At 45.6% G+C, this 17056-nt stretch carries 13 protein-coding genes; 2 read left to right on the top strand and 11 right to left on the bottom strand.

Annotated elements, in window-relative coordinates; genetic code table 11:
* Position 1: 1 nt before the first annotated feature.
* From glgB to ACZ449_RS23120, 7 genes are all read right to left on the bottom strand, one after another.
* Complete coding sequence (glgB, locus tag ACZ449_RS23150) at positions 2 to 1900, bottom strand: 1,4-alpha-glucan branching protein GlgB (RefSeq protein ID WP_464258399.1); 1899 nt, start codon at positions 1898 to 1900, stop codon at positions 2 to 4.
* Between the two features lie 112 nt (positions 1901 to 2012).
* Entirely contained in the window at positions 2013 to 3170 is a 1158-nt protein-coding gene (locus ACZ449_RS23145; RefSeq protein ID WP_464258398.1) for a glucose-1-phosphate adenylyltransferase, read from the bottom strand.
* A 166-nt stretch (positions 3171 to 3336) separates the two neighbouring features.
* Positions 3337 to 4461 carry a YibE/F family protein gene (locus ACZ449_RS23140; RefSeq protein WP_464258397.1) on the bottom strand — a complete coding sequence of 375 codons (1125 nt, stop codon included), beginning with the start codon at positions 4459 to 4461 and terminating at the stop codon, positions 3337 to 3339.
* A gap of 78 nt (positions 4462 to 4539) precedes the next feature.
* Positions 4540 to 6024, bottom strand: a complete 1485-nt coding sequence (locus ACZ449_RS23135) for an alkaline phosphatase (RefSeq protein WP_464258396.1) — start codon at positions 6022 to 6024, stop codon at positions 4540 to 4542.
* Between the two features lie 162 nt (positions 6025 to 6186).
* On the bottom strand, positions 6187 to 7845 hold the full coding sequence (locus ACZ449_RS23130; protein WP_464258395.1) for an alkaline phosphatase: 1659 nt from the start codon (positions 7843 to 7845) through the stop codon (positions 6187 to 6189).
* Between the two features lie 85 nt (positions 7846 to 7930).
* Entirely contained in the window at positions 7931 to 8713 is a 783-nt protein-coding gene (locus ACZ449_RS23125) for a CXXX repeat peptide modification system protein (RefSeq protein WP_464258394.1), read from the bottom strand.
* A 20-nt stretch (positions 8714 to 8733) separates the two neighbouring features.
* On the bottom strand, positions 8734 to 10956 hold the full coding sequence (locus ACZ449_RS23120) for an ATP-binding protein (RefSeq protein ID WP_464258393.1): 2223 nt from the start codon (positions 10954 to 10956) through the stop codon (positions 8734 to 8736).
* Between the two features lie 157 nt (positions 10957 to 11113).
* Between ACZ449_RS23120 and ACZ449_RS23115 the strand changes: the two genes are divergently transcribed.
* Complete coding sequence (locus ACZ449_RS23115) at positions 11114 to 11503, top strand: hypothetical protein (protein ID WP_464258392.1); 390 nt, start codon at positions 11114 to 11116, stop codon at positions 11501 to 11503.
* Positions 11504 to 11505: 2 nt separating this feature from the next.
* Here ACZ449_RS23115 and ACZ449_RS23110 read toward each other — a convergent pair whose 3' ends face one another.
* The gene (locus ACZ449_RS23110) at positions 11506 to 12150 is read right to left on the bottom strand and encodes a polysaccharide deacetylase family protein (protein WP_464261928.1); all 645 of its coding nucleotides are present in this window, start codon (positions 12148 to 12150) and stop codon (positions 11506 to 11508) included.
* 170 nt (positions 12151 to 12320) lie between these two features.
* Here ACZ449_RS23110 and ACZ449_RS23105 point away from each other — a divergent pair, with 170 nt between their 5' ends.
* Entirely contained in the window at positions 12321 to 13475 is a 1155-nt protein-coding gene (locus ACZ449_RS23105; RefSeq protein ID WP_464258391.1) for a D-alanyl-D-alanine carboxypeptidase family protein, read from the top strand.
* Here the strand turns inward: ACZ449_RS23105 and ACZ449_RS23100 are convergent.
* From ACZ449_RS23100 to ACZ449_RS23090, 3 genes are all read right to left on the bottom strand, one after another.
* The gene (locus tag ACZ449_RS23100; protein WP_464258390.1) at positions 13470 to 14249 is read right to left on the bottom strand and encodes a CheR family methyltransferase; all 780 of its coding nucleotides are present in this window, start codon (positions 14247 to 14249) and stop codon (positions 13470 to 13472) included. The genes ACZ449_RS23105 and ACZ449_RS23100 overlap by 6 nt on opposite strands.
* A gap of 161 nt (positions 14250 to 14410) precedes the next feature.
* The gene (gene ald, locus ACZ449_RS23095) at positions 14411 to 15526 is read right to left on the bottom strand and encodes an alanine dehydrogenase (protein ID WP_464258389.1); all 1116 of its coding nucleotides are present in this window, start codon (positions 15524 to 15526) and stop codon (positions 14411 to 14413) included.
* Positions 15527 to 15625: 99 nt separating this feature from the next.
* Positions 15626 to 17017 carry an alanine/glycine:cation symporter family protein gene (locus tag ACZ449_RS23090; RefSeq protein WP_464258388.1) on the bottom strand — a complete coding sequence of 464 codons (1392 nt, stop codon included), beginning with the start codon at positions 17015 to 17017 and terminating at the stop codon, positions 15626 to 15628.
* Positions 17018 to 17056: the final 39 nt, after the last annotated feature.

The raw sequence follows: 17056 nt of genomic DNA, 5'->3' as shown, positions 1-17056 counted from the left end.
GCTACTTTTTCCGGTGTCCTGCTGGCTTAAAATATACCATCGCCAGCGGCGGTAGTGTAATAACCAGTGAATTCGGTTGATTATGGCAAGGAATCGCCTCTGGCTGCCTATTACCAGGGTTACCTTGCCCAGAGCCGCCGTAAATCAAGCTGTCGCTACTAAATACTTCAAGATAATACTCGGCTGCAGGCACGCCAATCCGGTATTCTGTCCGGACAACAGGCGTAAAATTTACTACAGCAATAATAAAATCGTCTGCCTGTTTGCCTTGCCGTTTAAAAACCAGTACACTCTGCTGCCAGTCCTGGCAGTCAATCCAGGAAAATCCCTGCCAATCCCGGTCATTTTGCCACATCGCCGGGTTTTCCAAATAAAAATGATTAAGTTCCCGGACATAATTATGCAGCTTACCATGCATTTCATAGTCTAATAAGTGCCAATCAAGGCTATCCTGGTAATTCCATTCAATAAACTGACCAAATTCCCCCCCCATAAACAACAATTTTTTACCCGGATGAGCCATCATGTAACCATAAAATGCCCGCAAATTAGCAAACTTCTGCCAATAATCTCCGGGCATTTTATCAAGCAGCGACCGTTTGCCATGAACCACCTCATCATGCGATAAAGGCAAAACAAAGTTTTCCGAAAATGCGTACATAAAAGAAAAGGTTACTAACTTATGATGGTGCTGGCGGTGTAGCGGATCAAGCTCCATGTAACGCAGCATATCGTTCATCCAGCCCATATTCCATTTGAAATTGAAGCCCAGCCCTCCCACATCAGTCGGCTGGGTAACTAGCGGCCACGCCGTTGAATCCTCGGCAATAACCAAGGCCGCCGGGTAATTGGCAAAAACAGCTTCATTGAGTCGCCGTAAAAAGTTGATAGCCTCCAAGTTTTCGGTGCCACCATGACAATTTGGTGCCCATTCTCCATCCTCTTTCCCATAATTCAGATACAACATATTAGCCACTGCATCCATTCTAATGCCATCAATGTGGTATAGTTCCATCCAAAACAGCACATTGGAGATGAGAAAACTCATAACCTCAGGCCGACCAAGATCAAAATTGAGCGTACCCCAACCGCGATTTTCCTTGCGATACAAATCAGCATATTCGTAAAGGGTTGTACCATCAAATTCAGCAAGGCCGTGGGCATCTTTACAGAAATGCCCCGGGACCCAGTCCAGAATAACACCAATTCCTCGCTGGTGGCAGCAATCCACCAAGAACATAAAATCTTCAGGCGAACCGTAGCGGCTGGTAACCGCATAATAACCTGTAGCCTGGTAGCCCCATGACCCGTCAAAAGGATGCTCAGCCACTGGCAACAGTTCAATATGAGTATAGCCCATATCGGCAGCATAGTCGGCAAGTTCTGGCGCTAACTCTCGGTAGGAGAGCGGCTGCCGCTCATCGCCCCGCTTCCATGATCCCAAATCCACTTCATAAATATTCATAGGTTGCTCATAAATAGACGGCGTAGTCTTATTTTTCAGCCACGCCGTATCCTGCCAGGTGTAGCCTGCCAGGCAGGCCACCTTTGATGCTGTCTTTGGTCTAATCTCTGCGGCAAAAGCATATGGATCTGCCTTATGTAATATCTCACCAGCTGCAGTGATAATCTCATATTTATAAAGATCCCCAGTATTAACCTCAGGAACAAATAGAGACCAGACACCACAGGTACTAACCTTTTCGAGGGCATGTCTACTGCCATCCCAATTATTGAAATCACCAATAACCCGGACGGCCTGGGCGTTCGGCGCCCATACGGCAAAGCGCACCCCACGACCGTCCGCTACCACATGTGCCCCCAGCAAGCGGTAACTGCGTTGCAGACTACCTTCATGGAACAAGTATAACTCTTGATCACTAACGCAAGCAGCAGTCATTGTTTATCATCCTTTATTGTCCATAGTGAACTATTATTTTTTGTATTGCTTCTCTATCAGCATAGAAAATCCCTGTAAAATATTTGCATCATTCTAATACTTTTACTATGTTTTACACTGCCCAGCAGACCGGCACCGATGACTCTTGGATTGTTGACTGATCGACAACCTGAATAATGCCGCAGTCCTTCTCGCCAGCCATCCTGGCAGTAATTACTGTATGGGGAGTAACAATAACGCCGTCAACGCTCACCCCCTGCTCCAGCCTGGCATAAGGCATAATAACACTATTTTTCACCTTGACCCCATCTCCAATATAAGTTCCTGGAAAAATAACCGAATTGTCTACCTCACCTAGGATAGTAACCCCTCCCGCAATCAGTGAATCGCTTACCTTGGCCATAGCGCCATGATAATGCGGCGGCAGGCTTGGGCGCAGCGAGTACACCGGCCATGCTGCATCGTCAAGCACTACTTTCGGCGAATCCCCCAGTAAATCCATATTGGCTTCCCAATAACTAATTACTGTTCCTACATCTTTCCAATAACCGTTAAAACGGTATGCATACACGCGCTGACCACCCGCTAATAAAGCTGGAATAATATTTTTCCCAAAATCATGGCTGGAACCCGCCTGGGCCGCGTCTTTCATCAAGTATTGTTTTAACACTTTCCATGTGAAAATATACACACCCATAGAAGCCTGATTTCCTTTGGGTTGACAAGGCTTTTCAACAAAATCAATAATGCGCCCACTTGCTGTTGTCTCCATAATCCCGAATCGGCCAGCCTCACTCCAAGGCACTTCCAGTACACCAATAGTAGCATCAGCTTGCCGCAGCTTATGCTGCTCAAGCATGACGCTGTAATCCATCTTATATATATGGTCGCCTGATAACACAACAACATATTGTGGCTCATACTGCTCAATGAACTCTCGATTTTTATACACCGCATCAGCTGTACCTGCATACCACTCGCCTCCCTTGGCGCTGGCATAGGGAGGCAGAATATGCACTCCCCCGCCTTTTCGATCAAGATCCCAGGCAGCACCATTACCAATGTAATCATGCAAAGTAAGCGGCTGATACTGGGTTAAGACCCCTACGGTATCTACGCCGGAATTTTTACAGTTGCTTAAAGTAAAATCAATAATGCGATATTGACCACCAAATGCTACAGCTGGTTTGGCTACTGCCTTTGTTAACGCACCCAACCGGGTACCCCGCCCCCCAGCTAAAACCATCGCAATCCATTCTTTATGATTCAATATGTCCCCTCCTTAAAAATCGGCCCTATGGCAGATACAACTAATTTACGCAGGAAGGGAGAAATATAGAACCTCTTACTTTTTTTAAATTGAAAAGCACAAAGCCTGCTTCACAAAAAATGAGAAGCAGGCAGTCCGTGCTTTTATTTAAGGGGAGAGGGATAGCTTACTCAGAAACTCTTTGACCAGTTAGCAGCCAACCTGCCAGCCAAGCCGTAAAGGGTGCAACAAGTACAACACCAAAACTACCGACAAGGGTGTGGAGGATCTCTGCTGCAATATAGGTCAAGTTCAATATATTAATTACTGGCGTACCCTGGGCCATAAATACCATCATGAGGGCGGTAAAGGAACCGGAATACGCCAGTAGTAGAGTTGTCGTCATTGTACCGACAACTGCCCGGCCAACATTCATGCCAGAGGCAACTGCCTCACTGCGGGTAATGGAGGGATTTTTATCAACAAGCTCTGTTACGGCTACTGCAATATCAACCGCTACATCCATCATGGCTCCTGATGAAGCCACAAAGATCCCTGCAAGGAAAATTTTAGTAAGATCAACATTACTAAACCCAACATGCAGTAATGTTTCGGCAAACGGAATCACCGCACCATGCACCTTAAATAGTTGTCCAAATAAAACTGCCAACAAACAAGCGGCAATCGCACCACACATGGTTCCCAGAAAAGATACCAAGCCAGTGCGGCCAAACCCTGTTACCAAAAAAGTAACACAGCCGACAATGGTGCAAACAACCAATAGTGAAAGGATAATCGGGTCCCAGCCCTTCAGAAACAGCGGCCAGAGCACTTTCCACAAAACTAAAATGGTAAAAACAAAGGAAAGCACGGCTTTTACGCCTGTCCAACGGGCAAACCAGAACAATGCGAGTATAAATAGTCCAAATAAGAGTGCTTCTTGATCAAGCCGATAGTGATCAATTAAATTAGCCGCGATAATCCGGCCATGTTCTCCCTTGATAACGACCAAGGCGGTATCACCAGTCTGAAATACCTTGTCCATCTCCAGCTTTCCCAGCAGTGTGTTGGTAGCCTCAAATTCCTGACCGGCAAACTCGCCGCCAACAACCTGTACGCTCACTGCCTGTACACCAGTCTGAACAACGCCACGCTGATGTATGGCTTGGTTATCAACCGCAGTTACTTTGGCTTTACTGCGAACATAGTCATCGTCTTGGGTTGGAAATCCCGTCGGCAGGAAATATAATATGATGCAAAGTATTGCGATAACAAGTACAAAGATTTTATCTGTATTCCGGGAATAAGGCATAACCGGCATCCTTTCTTGCCTAGTTTAGATCAACCGGACGGGTATCCCGCCCGGTTTTCTCTAAAGTTTACTCAGCAACTATTGCTGTTTGACACCCATAATGTTCATAATCTTTTTGGCAATATCGGTATTATCGTAATAGCCTTGGAAAAGCTCACCGCCAATACCCTGCGCAAATACTGGTATTGCTACACCGGTATGTGCATAAGTAGTCCAGCCGATACCGGCTTTTTGGTTGAGTATATGGGTAACGGTAACACTAAATGGTTCGTAAGTACCATAGAGCAAAGAACTATTGGGATCTTTGACCCGTTTCTTCGGCTCAACCATGCTGGCAGCCAACGCATTGCTCAGCCGGGTTTTATCATATTCTGTCAAATCTGTTAACCCGAACTCGTCTGCAAGAATAGGCAGCCAGTCATTTAGGTTGGCATACTGTGAGTCGACGGTTTCGCGATACGTTTTTATCTTTTTGTCGAAGGCTTCAAAGGATGTGTCTTGCTTGTTAATTTTGCTGAAAAAGGTTTGATATTCTGTACCGGCAAAGCCAATTGTCATACCACCGGTTTCATGGTCACCAGTGACAACAATCAACGTTTCATTAGGATGCTTAGCATAGAATTTGAGAGCCTCATTAATAGCGTCATCAAAGGCCAGTACATCGCGAACAGTTGTTGCCGCGTCGTTAGCGTGGCAGGACCAGTCAATCTTGCCGCCTTCTACCATCATAAAGAAGCCTTGCGAGTTGTCTAATAGTTCAATACCTTTTTTGGTAAAATCAGCCAAGGTAACCTGGCCGGAACTGCGGTCAATATCATACGGCATCGCGGCTTCTGCTGCAAGTTCCGGGGCAATGGCAAATACCTTGCCGTCCTGCTTGCTCAGATTGTTAAACTCATCTTGCGCAGTAACCAGTTTATAGCCATTGTTTTTCGCAAGTTCAAACACACTTGTTTTATCTTTTTTCGATCCGGTAGGAGATAGCAAGCCACCTCCGGCAAAATAATCAAATCCGCTGTTAACCAGCGCCAGACCGATTTCATAATAGTTTTTGCGGGTAGGCTCATGGGCATAAAAGGCGCCCGGAGTAGCGTGGTCAATCGATACATTGGATACAATGCCGACCTTCATACCCTTCTCTTTAGCCATTTCAGCCATGGTTTTAAGCTTCACGGTTTTTGTCGCATCCATCCCCAGAATGTCATTGTTGGTTTTTTGTCCGGTAGCCAGAGCCGTTCCGGCTGCTGCCGATTCGGTGATGAAGGTATTGTTCGAATGAGTGGTTTGCATACCTTGATTTGGAAATACTGTAAAACCAAGTTTGCCTTTATGCATCTTGTTTTCACTTTCCAGCGTACCCTTGAAAATTTCAGCAGCATTTACCTGCGGCATACCCATGCCATCACCAATAAAAAAGAATACATACTTTGCCTTCTTGCCGGCATAGCCGTTATCAACACCAGCGGTAGCAATCTGTTGGTGCGGAAAAGCAGATACAAGCATAACAGCAATTAGAGCAATAATCACGGCCGACAAACTAAACCATTTGGTTCTCCTATTCACCCTGTCTCCTCCTTTGAATTTGTTATGTACATGTCCATTATAAATAGTTGGTGGATAGTTTTGGTTAATTTAGTGTTAAGTCTTTGTTAATAAAAAAAAGCGCCTGCCCCGCATAATCGCAGGCAGACGCTTGTAAACTTCGTAACTAGTTATCTTTATTCACTAGAATCCAGCGGCTTTAGCTAACTCTACCGCTTGCTGCGGGATATATACCTTACCGGTTCGAGGCGCAATGACGACAATGCCATTCATTTCATAACTTTTACCATTAATTTTTATGATATTTTTACTGATTGGGATTTCAGCTTTTTTGAAACCTTTTTTCACAATCAGCACCTTGTTTTCCTGATCTGTGTCGTCCAGACTAACACTGGCACCAATAGCTTTAAAAGCTTGACCGGCTTCCACAAACAGCTTTTCGTCCGTTTGTTTCAAATCAAAACCTAATGCCTTGGCACTAATCTGGGCAATATCAGTATTCTGGATCAGGCCCACCGGGTGGTTGGGTCCATAAGCATAGAAAAACAAATCTTCCCCCGAATGTCCTGTGGTTGTCCAGCCAATGATAGAGCGCTTGCTTATCATTGGGCCGATAACTGCATTCAAACTGCCTTTTTTAGCATTCTGAATAGCCGTTATTTCATCGACAGTTAAATCATCAATACCGTAGTACTCACTCATGAGCTGGCGGATAGTAATCGCTTCTTGATTGCCATTTAAGACTTTTTCAACGCCTTCGCCAGTTAATACTGCTTTTTTAAGTGGTTGCAAGAGTGCTTCCACCGGAGTTTTGGAGTATGTTGCATCAGTTGCCTTGCTGCCAATGCTCATACCGCCATTACCATGATCAGCAAAAGCCAATACCAGTGTGTGACCGTCTTTTTTAGCAAAATCCAATGCGGTTTGTACAGCAGCATCATAGGCTAACACATCGCTAACAACCCCTGTGGGATCGTTGGCATGAGAGGCCCAGTCTACTTTACTAGCTTCAACAAATAGGAAAAAGCCGTTTTTGTTTTGTGACAAAATTTCAATGGCCTTGTTGGTCATCTCAGCCAGCGAGGGCTCTTTGGGTGCTAACTGCTGGCGATCAATATCATAGGCCATAGCATCAGGAGCAAACAGCCCCCAGAGTTTTTTACCTGTGAACTTATTCATTGTATCTCGCTCGTTCACTATTCCAAACCCTTTTGCCTTTAAAACAGCTAGCAGGTTTTCACCGTCAACACGCTGACCACCCTGTTCCTTCGGTAATAAGTATTTTTCTCCACCACTTAATACAACATCAATACCAAGATAAACCTGTTGCTCGGCAATCTCGTTGTAGTTGTTTCTGTCAGGCCAATGTGCCGAATAGCTGGCCGGGCTGGCATGTTGAATGTTAGAAGTAGCAACAAGGCCGATGGCCTTGCCAGCCAATTTAGCACCTTCGAGCACGCTCGGTACTGGTTTGGTTTTCAAAGCTTCTTCGATTGGCGCTACGCCAGGGGTAGTAATTTTATCAGGCAAGATGCCAATAAATTTATCGCTTGTTTTATAACCGGTAGCAAAGGCCGTGGCCGCCGGTGCCGAGTCGGTAATTATGGATTCAGCACCATAGGTTCTAACGCCGCCTACCAGTATTTCATCCAAAGAAAGTGGTGCCCCTTTAAACCAGCGGGCGATAGTAGTATGGGTAGAGCCGGTACCATCTGTCATCAGAATAATTACATTCTTTACTGGTGCCTGTTCAGCCGAAACTGCGAATGGTAAAATGGCCGCAATAAGCACGGCTACCATCAACCAACCTGCCACTTGCCGGGGATAGAAAAGTTTTCTCAATCCAGAAACCCCCTCTTTTGTTATATTTTTCTAGATTGATTATATCATAGTAGACAATCTCACGCCATTTAAATATTTTTAATTTTCACTCTTGTTTCTTTGGGTCGTCAGATTGGTGCTCCGCGCTCTCTGTTGTATTTTTCATCAGGACTTGACCACTGTCATAATCAATCTCAATCTCGTCACCAACAATATTGTCCCACTGATATTTATCATATTTTTCATCCCACCATTGTTCGCAAGCTGCCGATACTTCGCCCATCTCTTGAATAAGCCTATCATACAAGGTGCAGTACAATTCTTCCTTATCCATATCAAAAAGCCGTTTTAGTTGTAGTTTGAGCTCGGTTTTATGGTTAGTCAACGCTTTGATGGCTGCCGCCTCTTCTGTGGTAACCGCCCCAACGACAAGCTGCTCCCCCACCCTAGCACCAGGCACACAAGACCGGCTTACCACGATTTGCTTGTCATCTTTTTTTTCAACAGATTGCAAGGCATCTCTGACCTTTTCTGGCAAAACACTTTGCAATTCCTGCGGTTTTAGCGGCTTGATAAGATAATCATAGGCTCCCATTTCCAGTGCCTGTCTGATACTTGCCGTATCTGAAACAGCCGAGTAAACAATGACGGGAATATGCTGATAAAGCACACTTTCCTTAATTTCCCGCAATACATCAAAGCCCGATTCGTCCCCCGGCATAATAAGATCGAGGATAATCAGGTCGATCCTTTGACTATGAATCAACGCCAACGCATTAACACCATCAGTAGCCTCCAGAAAAGTAACTTCCGGCAAGCAGCTGAGTGCTACCTTGACCACCTTGCGGTTTAAGAGCACATCATCAACCAATAATATCTGGTACGCCATATTCTCACCATACCTTTACATTATAATAAGCTGGCGGCATTTTTGAGGGCTACTCCCACCTGCTTGCACTCTATATCAATTTTACTCATTAGCATTCTTGCTTCACCATGACTATCACTCTGCTCATTATTAGCAAGTTGCTCCAAACTGCTGAATAATTCACCCAGCCGTTTAGCCCCAATAGTTGCACTCATTGACTTTAAGCTGTGCGCCGCTGCGCTTACTTGGGCAGCGTCACAAGTAAACATGGCGTGTCGCAGCTTGTCAGTAAGCAGCGGCAGTTCCTCCAGATAAGCATCAATAAATATATCCAGCTCAGACTGTCCACTATCAGCCAACTGTTTTAATTCCCTAAGTACACCGATATCAATGCCATCAACCGCCACCTGCGGCAGCCAGCGCTCCACCGTTTGCCTGATATCCCGGATGGAAACTGGTTTTACCAAACACTCATCCATCCCGGCAGCCAAACACTGCTGCTGTTCGTCAGGCATCGATCTTCCAGATAAAGCGATAATCGGAGTGTGCCGCCCGATTGTCGCTTCTCGTTCCCGAATAAGACGAGTAGCAGCCATTCCATCTAATAACGGCAAACCACAATCCATGAAAATCAATTTATATTCTCTCTGCAGTGCCTTTTGCACAGCTTCCTGACCATTACCAGCAACATCAGCTGTTATTCCAAGATGCCCTAGCTGAGAACTAACTACCTGCTGAATTACCGGATTATCTTCAACAATAAGTACATCAGCAATCTTCTCTGGAGCAGCAGCAGACTGAATTAACCAAGTCGGTATCTCTTCGATTAGTTTGGTATTGACAACAGGTTCGTTAACCACTACTTCACTATCCAGATTAGTTACTCCCAAGGGAAGGGTACACCAAAAAGATGAACCCTCGCCTTTGTTACTGGTAACCCCAATCTCACCGCCCATTAGTTCTACTAGACTGGCTGAAATGGACAGGCCCAGTCCTGAACCCAGATATTTGCGGGCGTTAGCCCCGTCGGCCTGAGCAAAGGGCTGAAACAGCATATTGATTTCAGCTGGGTTTAAGCCAATCCCGGTATCAGTAACAGTAATTTTTACCTGTACGGTATTGGTATCTTGCTGAAGACATACGGCTTTAATCTCCACCTTCCCGTCTTCAGTAAACTTTATCGCATTACCGACAAGATTTAACAGAACTTGCTGCAGTCTGGCCGAATCACCGACCACTAGCTGCGGAATGCTTGGCTCAATCCTTACGCTCAGGTCAAGCCCTTTGTTAAGAGCAGTTGCCTGTAACATGGTAGCTACGCCCTCTACCACAGGACGAAATGCAAAGTTACTATGATCTACCTTCATTTTATTGGCCTCAATTTTAGAAAAATCCAATACCTCGTTAAGCACAGATAATAAGGAATGGGCTGAGTAAGCAATAGTGCTAACATAGTCACGCTGGCGTTTATCCAACAGGGTGGTTTCCAACAGCTCGCTGACGCCCAAAATACCACTAACCGGCGTACGGATTTCATGGCTTAAATAGGCCAGAAACTGACTTTTCCCCTGACTAACGGCTTCCAACGCCTCTTTCGCCTGCTTCTCTGCCAGATATACCCTTCTCGCCGCATTTTCTGAAGTATTGAGCGCATAAACTAAAGCATATATCATACTCAATACAGCCAGTGTAACACCAAGGACGATAAGCCGTGTGGTAACAATAGCAGCCTGCCAGTCGCTGGCTGCTATATCTATCCCCAAAACGGCAATCACCCGCCCGTCTTCCGGATCACACACAGCAGCAAGCCCCGATACCCATAGCCCCCATTCATCGCGCAGCGGTCCTTCGACAAAAGCTTGGCCATCTACAAATATTTGGTAAAGTTCATCAGACGCCTGTTTATATTCATAACCAGGTGGAGTATAGTCATCAGAGGTTATCGGCTCTGTACTTATGGGAAATACCATTCGATTATCCACCATCTTCAACAAATACACATATCGGCAATCGGCGTTAAGTGCCTGCGTAGCTATCAACTGTTCTCGCAAATATTCATAATCAGGCGTCCCACTGTCGGCCTCCGTAGCAGTCAGTCGTTCCACCCGGTCATAGCTAATCATGGTTGCCGCTGTCGCAGCCCTAAGCAGCAGCTTGCTCCGCAGCTCCTCTTCGGTTAGCTTTACTGCCAAACTCATTCCCAGCCAACCAGCAGCAAGCACTATTACGGTTATTATTATCAGCCAGCGCCGGTAGTTGTCCAATCCTGCTTCCTCCTTGTGCCAGTGAATGCTATATCCATAAGTTATATCATATTTAAAAAATTCGCCATGACTTGGGCTTTTCCTGTTGAAGTTCATTTTTTCCCAACAATTATAGTCCACCGTTTTTCCGGATACACTAGGCTCGGAGGGATGTTGCATGAATGAAATTGTTTGTATGGGTTGCCATAATCATTTTCCAGCAGATTTAACAGCTTGTCCAGGCTGTGGCAGCGAACTTATCCTCGACGGTGACAGGAAAAATGTTATTGATCATTTGCAACCCAATTGCCTGATTCATCGCTATGAAGGCTCTGACCTGCTAGAGCCAGCTGTCCTTATCAAAGAAACCAAAGCCAATTGCAAGGTAGCTACCAAGCTTAAGGAGTATTCTAAACCGCTTACCTTACCTAAAAACAAAGTTTACACCTTTGACCAGAAAATTTTAGGGGCCATTCAGGCCCTGAGAAATGAACGATCGGCCACGATGTACCGCTATGACCAGTTGATCCAAAATCACTGGCAAAGTTTAAAGCCCTATAAGCTGTAACATTATTGGCTTTCTTCGTAGTACTGCATCAGTTCACTCATTGTTACCAATTGGTAGCCTTGGCTGTGCAGCTTATCAATAATAATAGCGGCGGCCTGTGCGGTAGGCAGCGGGTACTGCCCGTCATGCATCAGGATAATACCACCCGGTTTCACGTTATCTAGCACCGCCTGCACTACCTGCTCAACTGGCGGTCGCCGCCAGTCGCCTGCGTCAATCGACCACAATACGGTTGTATAGCCGCATTCACGAGCCAATGCTACTATTTCATCATTATAAGCGCCGTCTGGCGGCCTAAAGAAGCTTGGTTTCGGTGCGAGCCGCTCAATAATGGTTTCAAAACGTTTGAATTCCGCTACTACTTCTGCTGGCATTAGCTTATTTATCCGTTTATGACTATAGGCGTGAGAAGCGATTTCATGCCCATCGGCTACAGTTTGCGTAACGATTTCCGGATGGGCTTCGGCATTAGCTCCTAATACAAAAAAAGTTGCTTTTACCTGTTTTTCTCGTAACACCGCTAATAACTCAGGCGTTGTTTTGTAATGCGGCCCATCATCAATAGTAAGCGCTACTACCTTGTGCGTGGTAGGAATGCTTTTGATCACCCGGCTTTTATCGTCAAACACCATAGTGGCCTCATACATCAGGCTGCACACTAACCCAACAGCAAGCACAGTAAGGCTAAAAAAGCTACGGCGCAATAGACTATGCAAAACCCATCCCCCCTACATAATATCCTTGCTTGATACTACGCTGACTAGGGGGTAGATATGACTGCAAATTATGAACTGAAACAGTATAAAGGAGGTATTCCATGGCCCGCAGATTGCTACGCTTTACCACCATACTGATAATTCTGTGGCTGACAACCAGTATGGCTTGTGCCGCACCACCGATACTGTCCGCGCAAGGAGCTATTTTAATGGATGCCAAAACTGGTCAAGTGCTTTATGATCGCAATATGAATAAAAAACTAGCCCCAGCCAGCACGACGAAAATAATGACTGCCATCCTTGCTATCGAAAGTGGTCGTTTAGACGAAACCACGCGTGTAAGTGCACATGCTGCTGCCACCGCTGGCTCCTCCCTGAATTTGTATCCAGGACAAATTATTACCTTGCGCGAACTGGTTACCGGCCTGCTGCTTCGCTCCGGCAATGATGCTGCTGTTGCTATCGCCGAACACTTATCAGGCTCGGTAGACGCTTTTGTCGAGATTATGAACAAGAAGGCCATTAGTATTGGAGCCGTACATACCCACTTTAGGAACCCCCACGGTCTAAGCGCCCCCAATCATCTTTCAACCGCGTTTGATTTAGCCTCAATAGCCCGGTATGCCTTACTAAACCCCACCTTTTCCCAAATAGTCAGTACCAAGGAGACCAACATTGAATGGCTTGACCGTAAAGGCAAAAACCAGGACCGTAATCTCCGCAATACCAATAAGCTACTCTGGATGTTATCAGATGCTGATGGTGTGAAAACCGGTACAACCAATATAGCAGGCCCCTGTCTGGTTTCGAGTGCTACCCGCGATAATCAAAGACTAATTGCCGTTGTTCTGCATGATCATTCCCGCTGGTATGACTCGATGCAGCTATTAAAATACGGGTTTGATCATTATGACCTGTACGAATACGCCGAAGACGGCACTGTTATTACTGCATTGCCAGTAGAAAATGGTATGACAAACATGGTCGATACCCTGGTAGCTGGAGTCGGCTCGCTGGTAGTTACTACAACCGACTACCCGGCAGTATCTGTAGAAGTGGATTTACCAGAAAAAATTAAGGCCCCAGTATACCAGGGCCAAAAAATCGGTGAAATCGTATTTTACGTTCAGGATAAAGCCGTAAAAACGGTCGATCTTGTTGCCGGGAGCGCCATAGAGGAAAACACCATAAGTAAAAGCCTCCTCAGGCAATGGCTCAGCACCCTTAAGCGCTTATCTGGCTGGGGACTGTTATAGAGGTTTCCGGTAAAAAAAAGGTAAATAATGGTTAAATCCGATATCGCGGAAGTTCAATATAGCCTCTGTACCACCAACAAACAATACGCCGCCTGGCTTAAGCGCAGTAAAAAAGCGGCGGTAAAGTCCATCCTTAGCTTCCTCAGTAAAGTAAATTACCACATTACGACACAAAATGAGATCAAACCCGGTTTCAAACTTATCCACTAACAGGTTGTGCCGCTGAAAATCAATCCGGGCTTTGATATCATCATTAATAGTGGCAAGACCATCGGCCTGCGAAAAATATTTTTTCAGCCTGGCAGCAGGTATATTTTTTAACTCATTTGCGGTATATGTTCCTTGTTTAGCCTTGGCTAACATCTCAACATCCAGATCTGACGCCAAAATCCGATGCTTGGCATATGGTGTAAGCTCGTTAAGCATAATGGCCAGCGAATATGGCTCGGCCCCAATTGAACAGCCTGCACTCCAAATAGAAAGTTTAGCACTCTGTTTTAATAAATCAGGAATAACCTTTTTTTCCAATTCATCAAATTTTTCCGGTGTTCGGAAAAACTCGGTAACATTTATTGTCAAAAAATCAATAAAATCTTTATATAACTTGGGGTCAGTCTCTAGCTTACTGAAAAAATCCAGATACCCGCTCGCCCCATGGCGACTCATCATATTGCCAATACGCCGCTGCATTTGCGCCGGTTTATAGTCATTAAGATTAATGCCTGACTTAGTGTGGAGTTTTTGCTTAAACAGCACCCAATCTTTATCGCTCATGACAACCCCCTGTTGTTATTATTCACATATACTATCGTATAATGGAGAAAATTCGACATAAGCCTACTGTTTTCCTACTTATGTCACAGGCTTTTTTCCTGTCATAAAGCTACAGGGCAGTCGCTGACGCGACTGCCCTGTAGCTTTATGACAAACATAGGCTAAGCCAAGATTTCCTCCACCGGCGTAAACGCCATATTATATGCTTCAGCAACACCTTTAAAGATAATTTTGCCGTCATAAACATTAAGACCTTTAGCAAAACCAGCATCAGCCTTAAGAGCGTCTTTCCAGCCTTGATTGGCAATTTTTAGCGCATATTCAATTGTGGCATTTGTCAGAGCAAATGTGGATGTACGTGCAACAGCGCCCGGCATGTTGGCCACTGAATAATGAACAACACCATGTTTTACATAGGTAGGGTCGCTGTGAGTAGTAACACGGTCAATGGTTTCGACTGAGCCGCCTTGGTCGATAGCCACATCAACAATAACCGAACCAGGCTCCATGGATTTAACCATTTGCTCGCTAACCAGCTTGGGCGCTTTTTCCCCAGCCAGCAATACAGCCCCAATGAGCAGATCGGCTTTTTGCACCCAACTGGCAATATTATAGCTATTGGACATAACCGTTGTTATCCTACCGCCAAAGATATCGTCAAGATACACCAACCGTTCTGTCGATCTATCAATAATAGTAACCCGCGCACCCATGCCTACAGCCATCTTGGCCGCGTTGGTACCAACAATACCACCGCCGACAATAACCACTTGCGCCGACTCAACACCAGGTACGCCGCCTAACAAAACACCCTTGCCGCCGAACGGCTTTTCCAAACAGTGTGCTCCTACCTGCACAGCCATTCTCCCTGCGACCTCGCTCATGGGAGATAATAATGGCAGCGTGTGATTATGTTCAATAGTTTCATAAGCAATGCCGATTACCTTTTTTTCAAGTAAGGCCTTGGTTAATTCGGGTTCAGGTGCCAAATGCAAGTAGGTAAAGAGAATTTGTCCTTCATGAAACAATTCGTATTCAGGTGCCAAGGGTTCTTTCACCTTGATAATCATTTCGGCCTGGTCAAATAGTGACGTTTTATCAGCCACAATCTGTCCCCCGGCTGCTACATAGCTCTCATCGGAAAAACCACTGCCAACACCAGCGCTTTGTTCAACAAGCACAGTATGTCCAGCCTTTTTCAAGGTTTCTGTACCTGCCGGCGTAAGACCCACCCTGTTCTCATTGTTTTTGATTTCCTTTGCCACACCAATAATCATCCTTTTACCCTCCTTATATTAACTCTGAACTAAAAACCAACACACTTTTGCCTTACTAGGCATTATATAGGGGAAGTTCCGCAGAACCTCCCCATAAACCTACCCTTTTTTGGTTAGATTCCTAGCATATTGCTCAGGAGCCTCACGTTCAATCCCGCCCTCTTCCCAGAGGTATTTCCTAGTATCTGAGACAATTACACCGCTTAGCGCAATAAGTGAAACCAGGTTAGGAATAGCCATTAAGGCATTCATGGCATCTGCAAGATCCCATACCAGCGTAAGAGAAGTAATTGAACCTAAAAATACGGCAATGACCCAGGCAATGCGATAAGGAGTAATTGATTTTTTGCCAAACAGGTACTCTGTTGCCCGCTCGCCATAGTAAGACCAGCCCAAAATGGTGGAAAATACGAAGGTCAACAGACCAATACTAAGCACGATAGGTCCGACAACCGGAATCTGAGCAAAGGCACCTTTTGTTAAGGCTGCGCCTGACAGTTGGTTGAGAGCTGCCGGGTTTTCAATAACGCTGCTGACAAGTACCAAGCCAGTCATGGCGCATACCACTACTGTATCCCAAAAGGTACCAGTCATCGATACCAGTGCCTGACGCACCGGATTCTTGGTCTGAGCCGCAGCAGCCACAATTGGCGCCGAGCCTAAGCCCGACTCATTGGAAAATAAACCGCGGGCAATACCATAGCGCATAGCCATCATAACACTGGCACCGACAAAGCCGCCACCGGCTGCCTGAGGCGTAAACGCCGACTCAACGATGAGCGAAATCGTTGCCGGCAGGAAAGAAATATTCATCCCAAGAATGATTGCACAGCCAAATACATAAAAAATCGCCATAAACGGAACCAGTTTCTCGCATACACTAGCAATGGATTTAACGCCCCCCAAGATTACCACCGCTGTCAACACAGCCATAACGCCACCTGATAAATAAGGACTTAACCCCATGGTCTCATTCAGCATAACAGCTATTGAATTGGCTTGCACCATGTTGCCAATACCAAAGGCGGCAATGGAAGTAAATATACAAAACAACACAGCAAGCCATTTCATATTTAAGCCATTTTCCAACGCATACATCGGCCCGCCGAGCATAGTGCCATCCGAAGTTTTAACGCGATAACGAACAGAGAGCAAGGCTTCTGCATATTTAGTTGCCATGCCAAAAACTCCTGTCAGCCAACACCACAGTACGGCTCCAGGACCACCAAGGCCAACGGCAGTTGCAACACCGACAATATTACCGGTACCAATGGTAGCGGCAAGCGCTGTTGTTAACGCCCCAAATTGACTGACATCCCCTTCACCTGACCGGTCCTTACTAACTGACAACTTAATGGCTTTCCATACATATTTTTGAATAAATCTAAGTCGATAAGTCAAGAATAGATGAGTTCCAAATAACAAAATAAGCATAGGAGGTCCCCAAAGGTAACCATTAGCCCAGTTAATCAGATCATGAAATCCCTGCATATCTATCCGCCCCCTTTCCTATTCATGAGTATTCTGGCC

Source organism: Desulfosporomusa polytropa (assembly GCF_055380075.1).
Note: the sequence above shows the minus strand (reverse complement) of the source record. Positions and strands in the feature narration are given on the sequence as shown.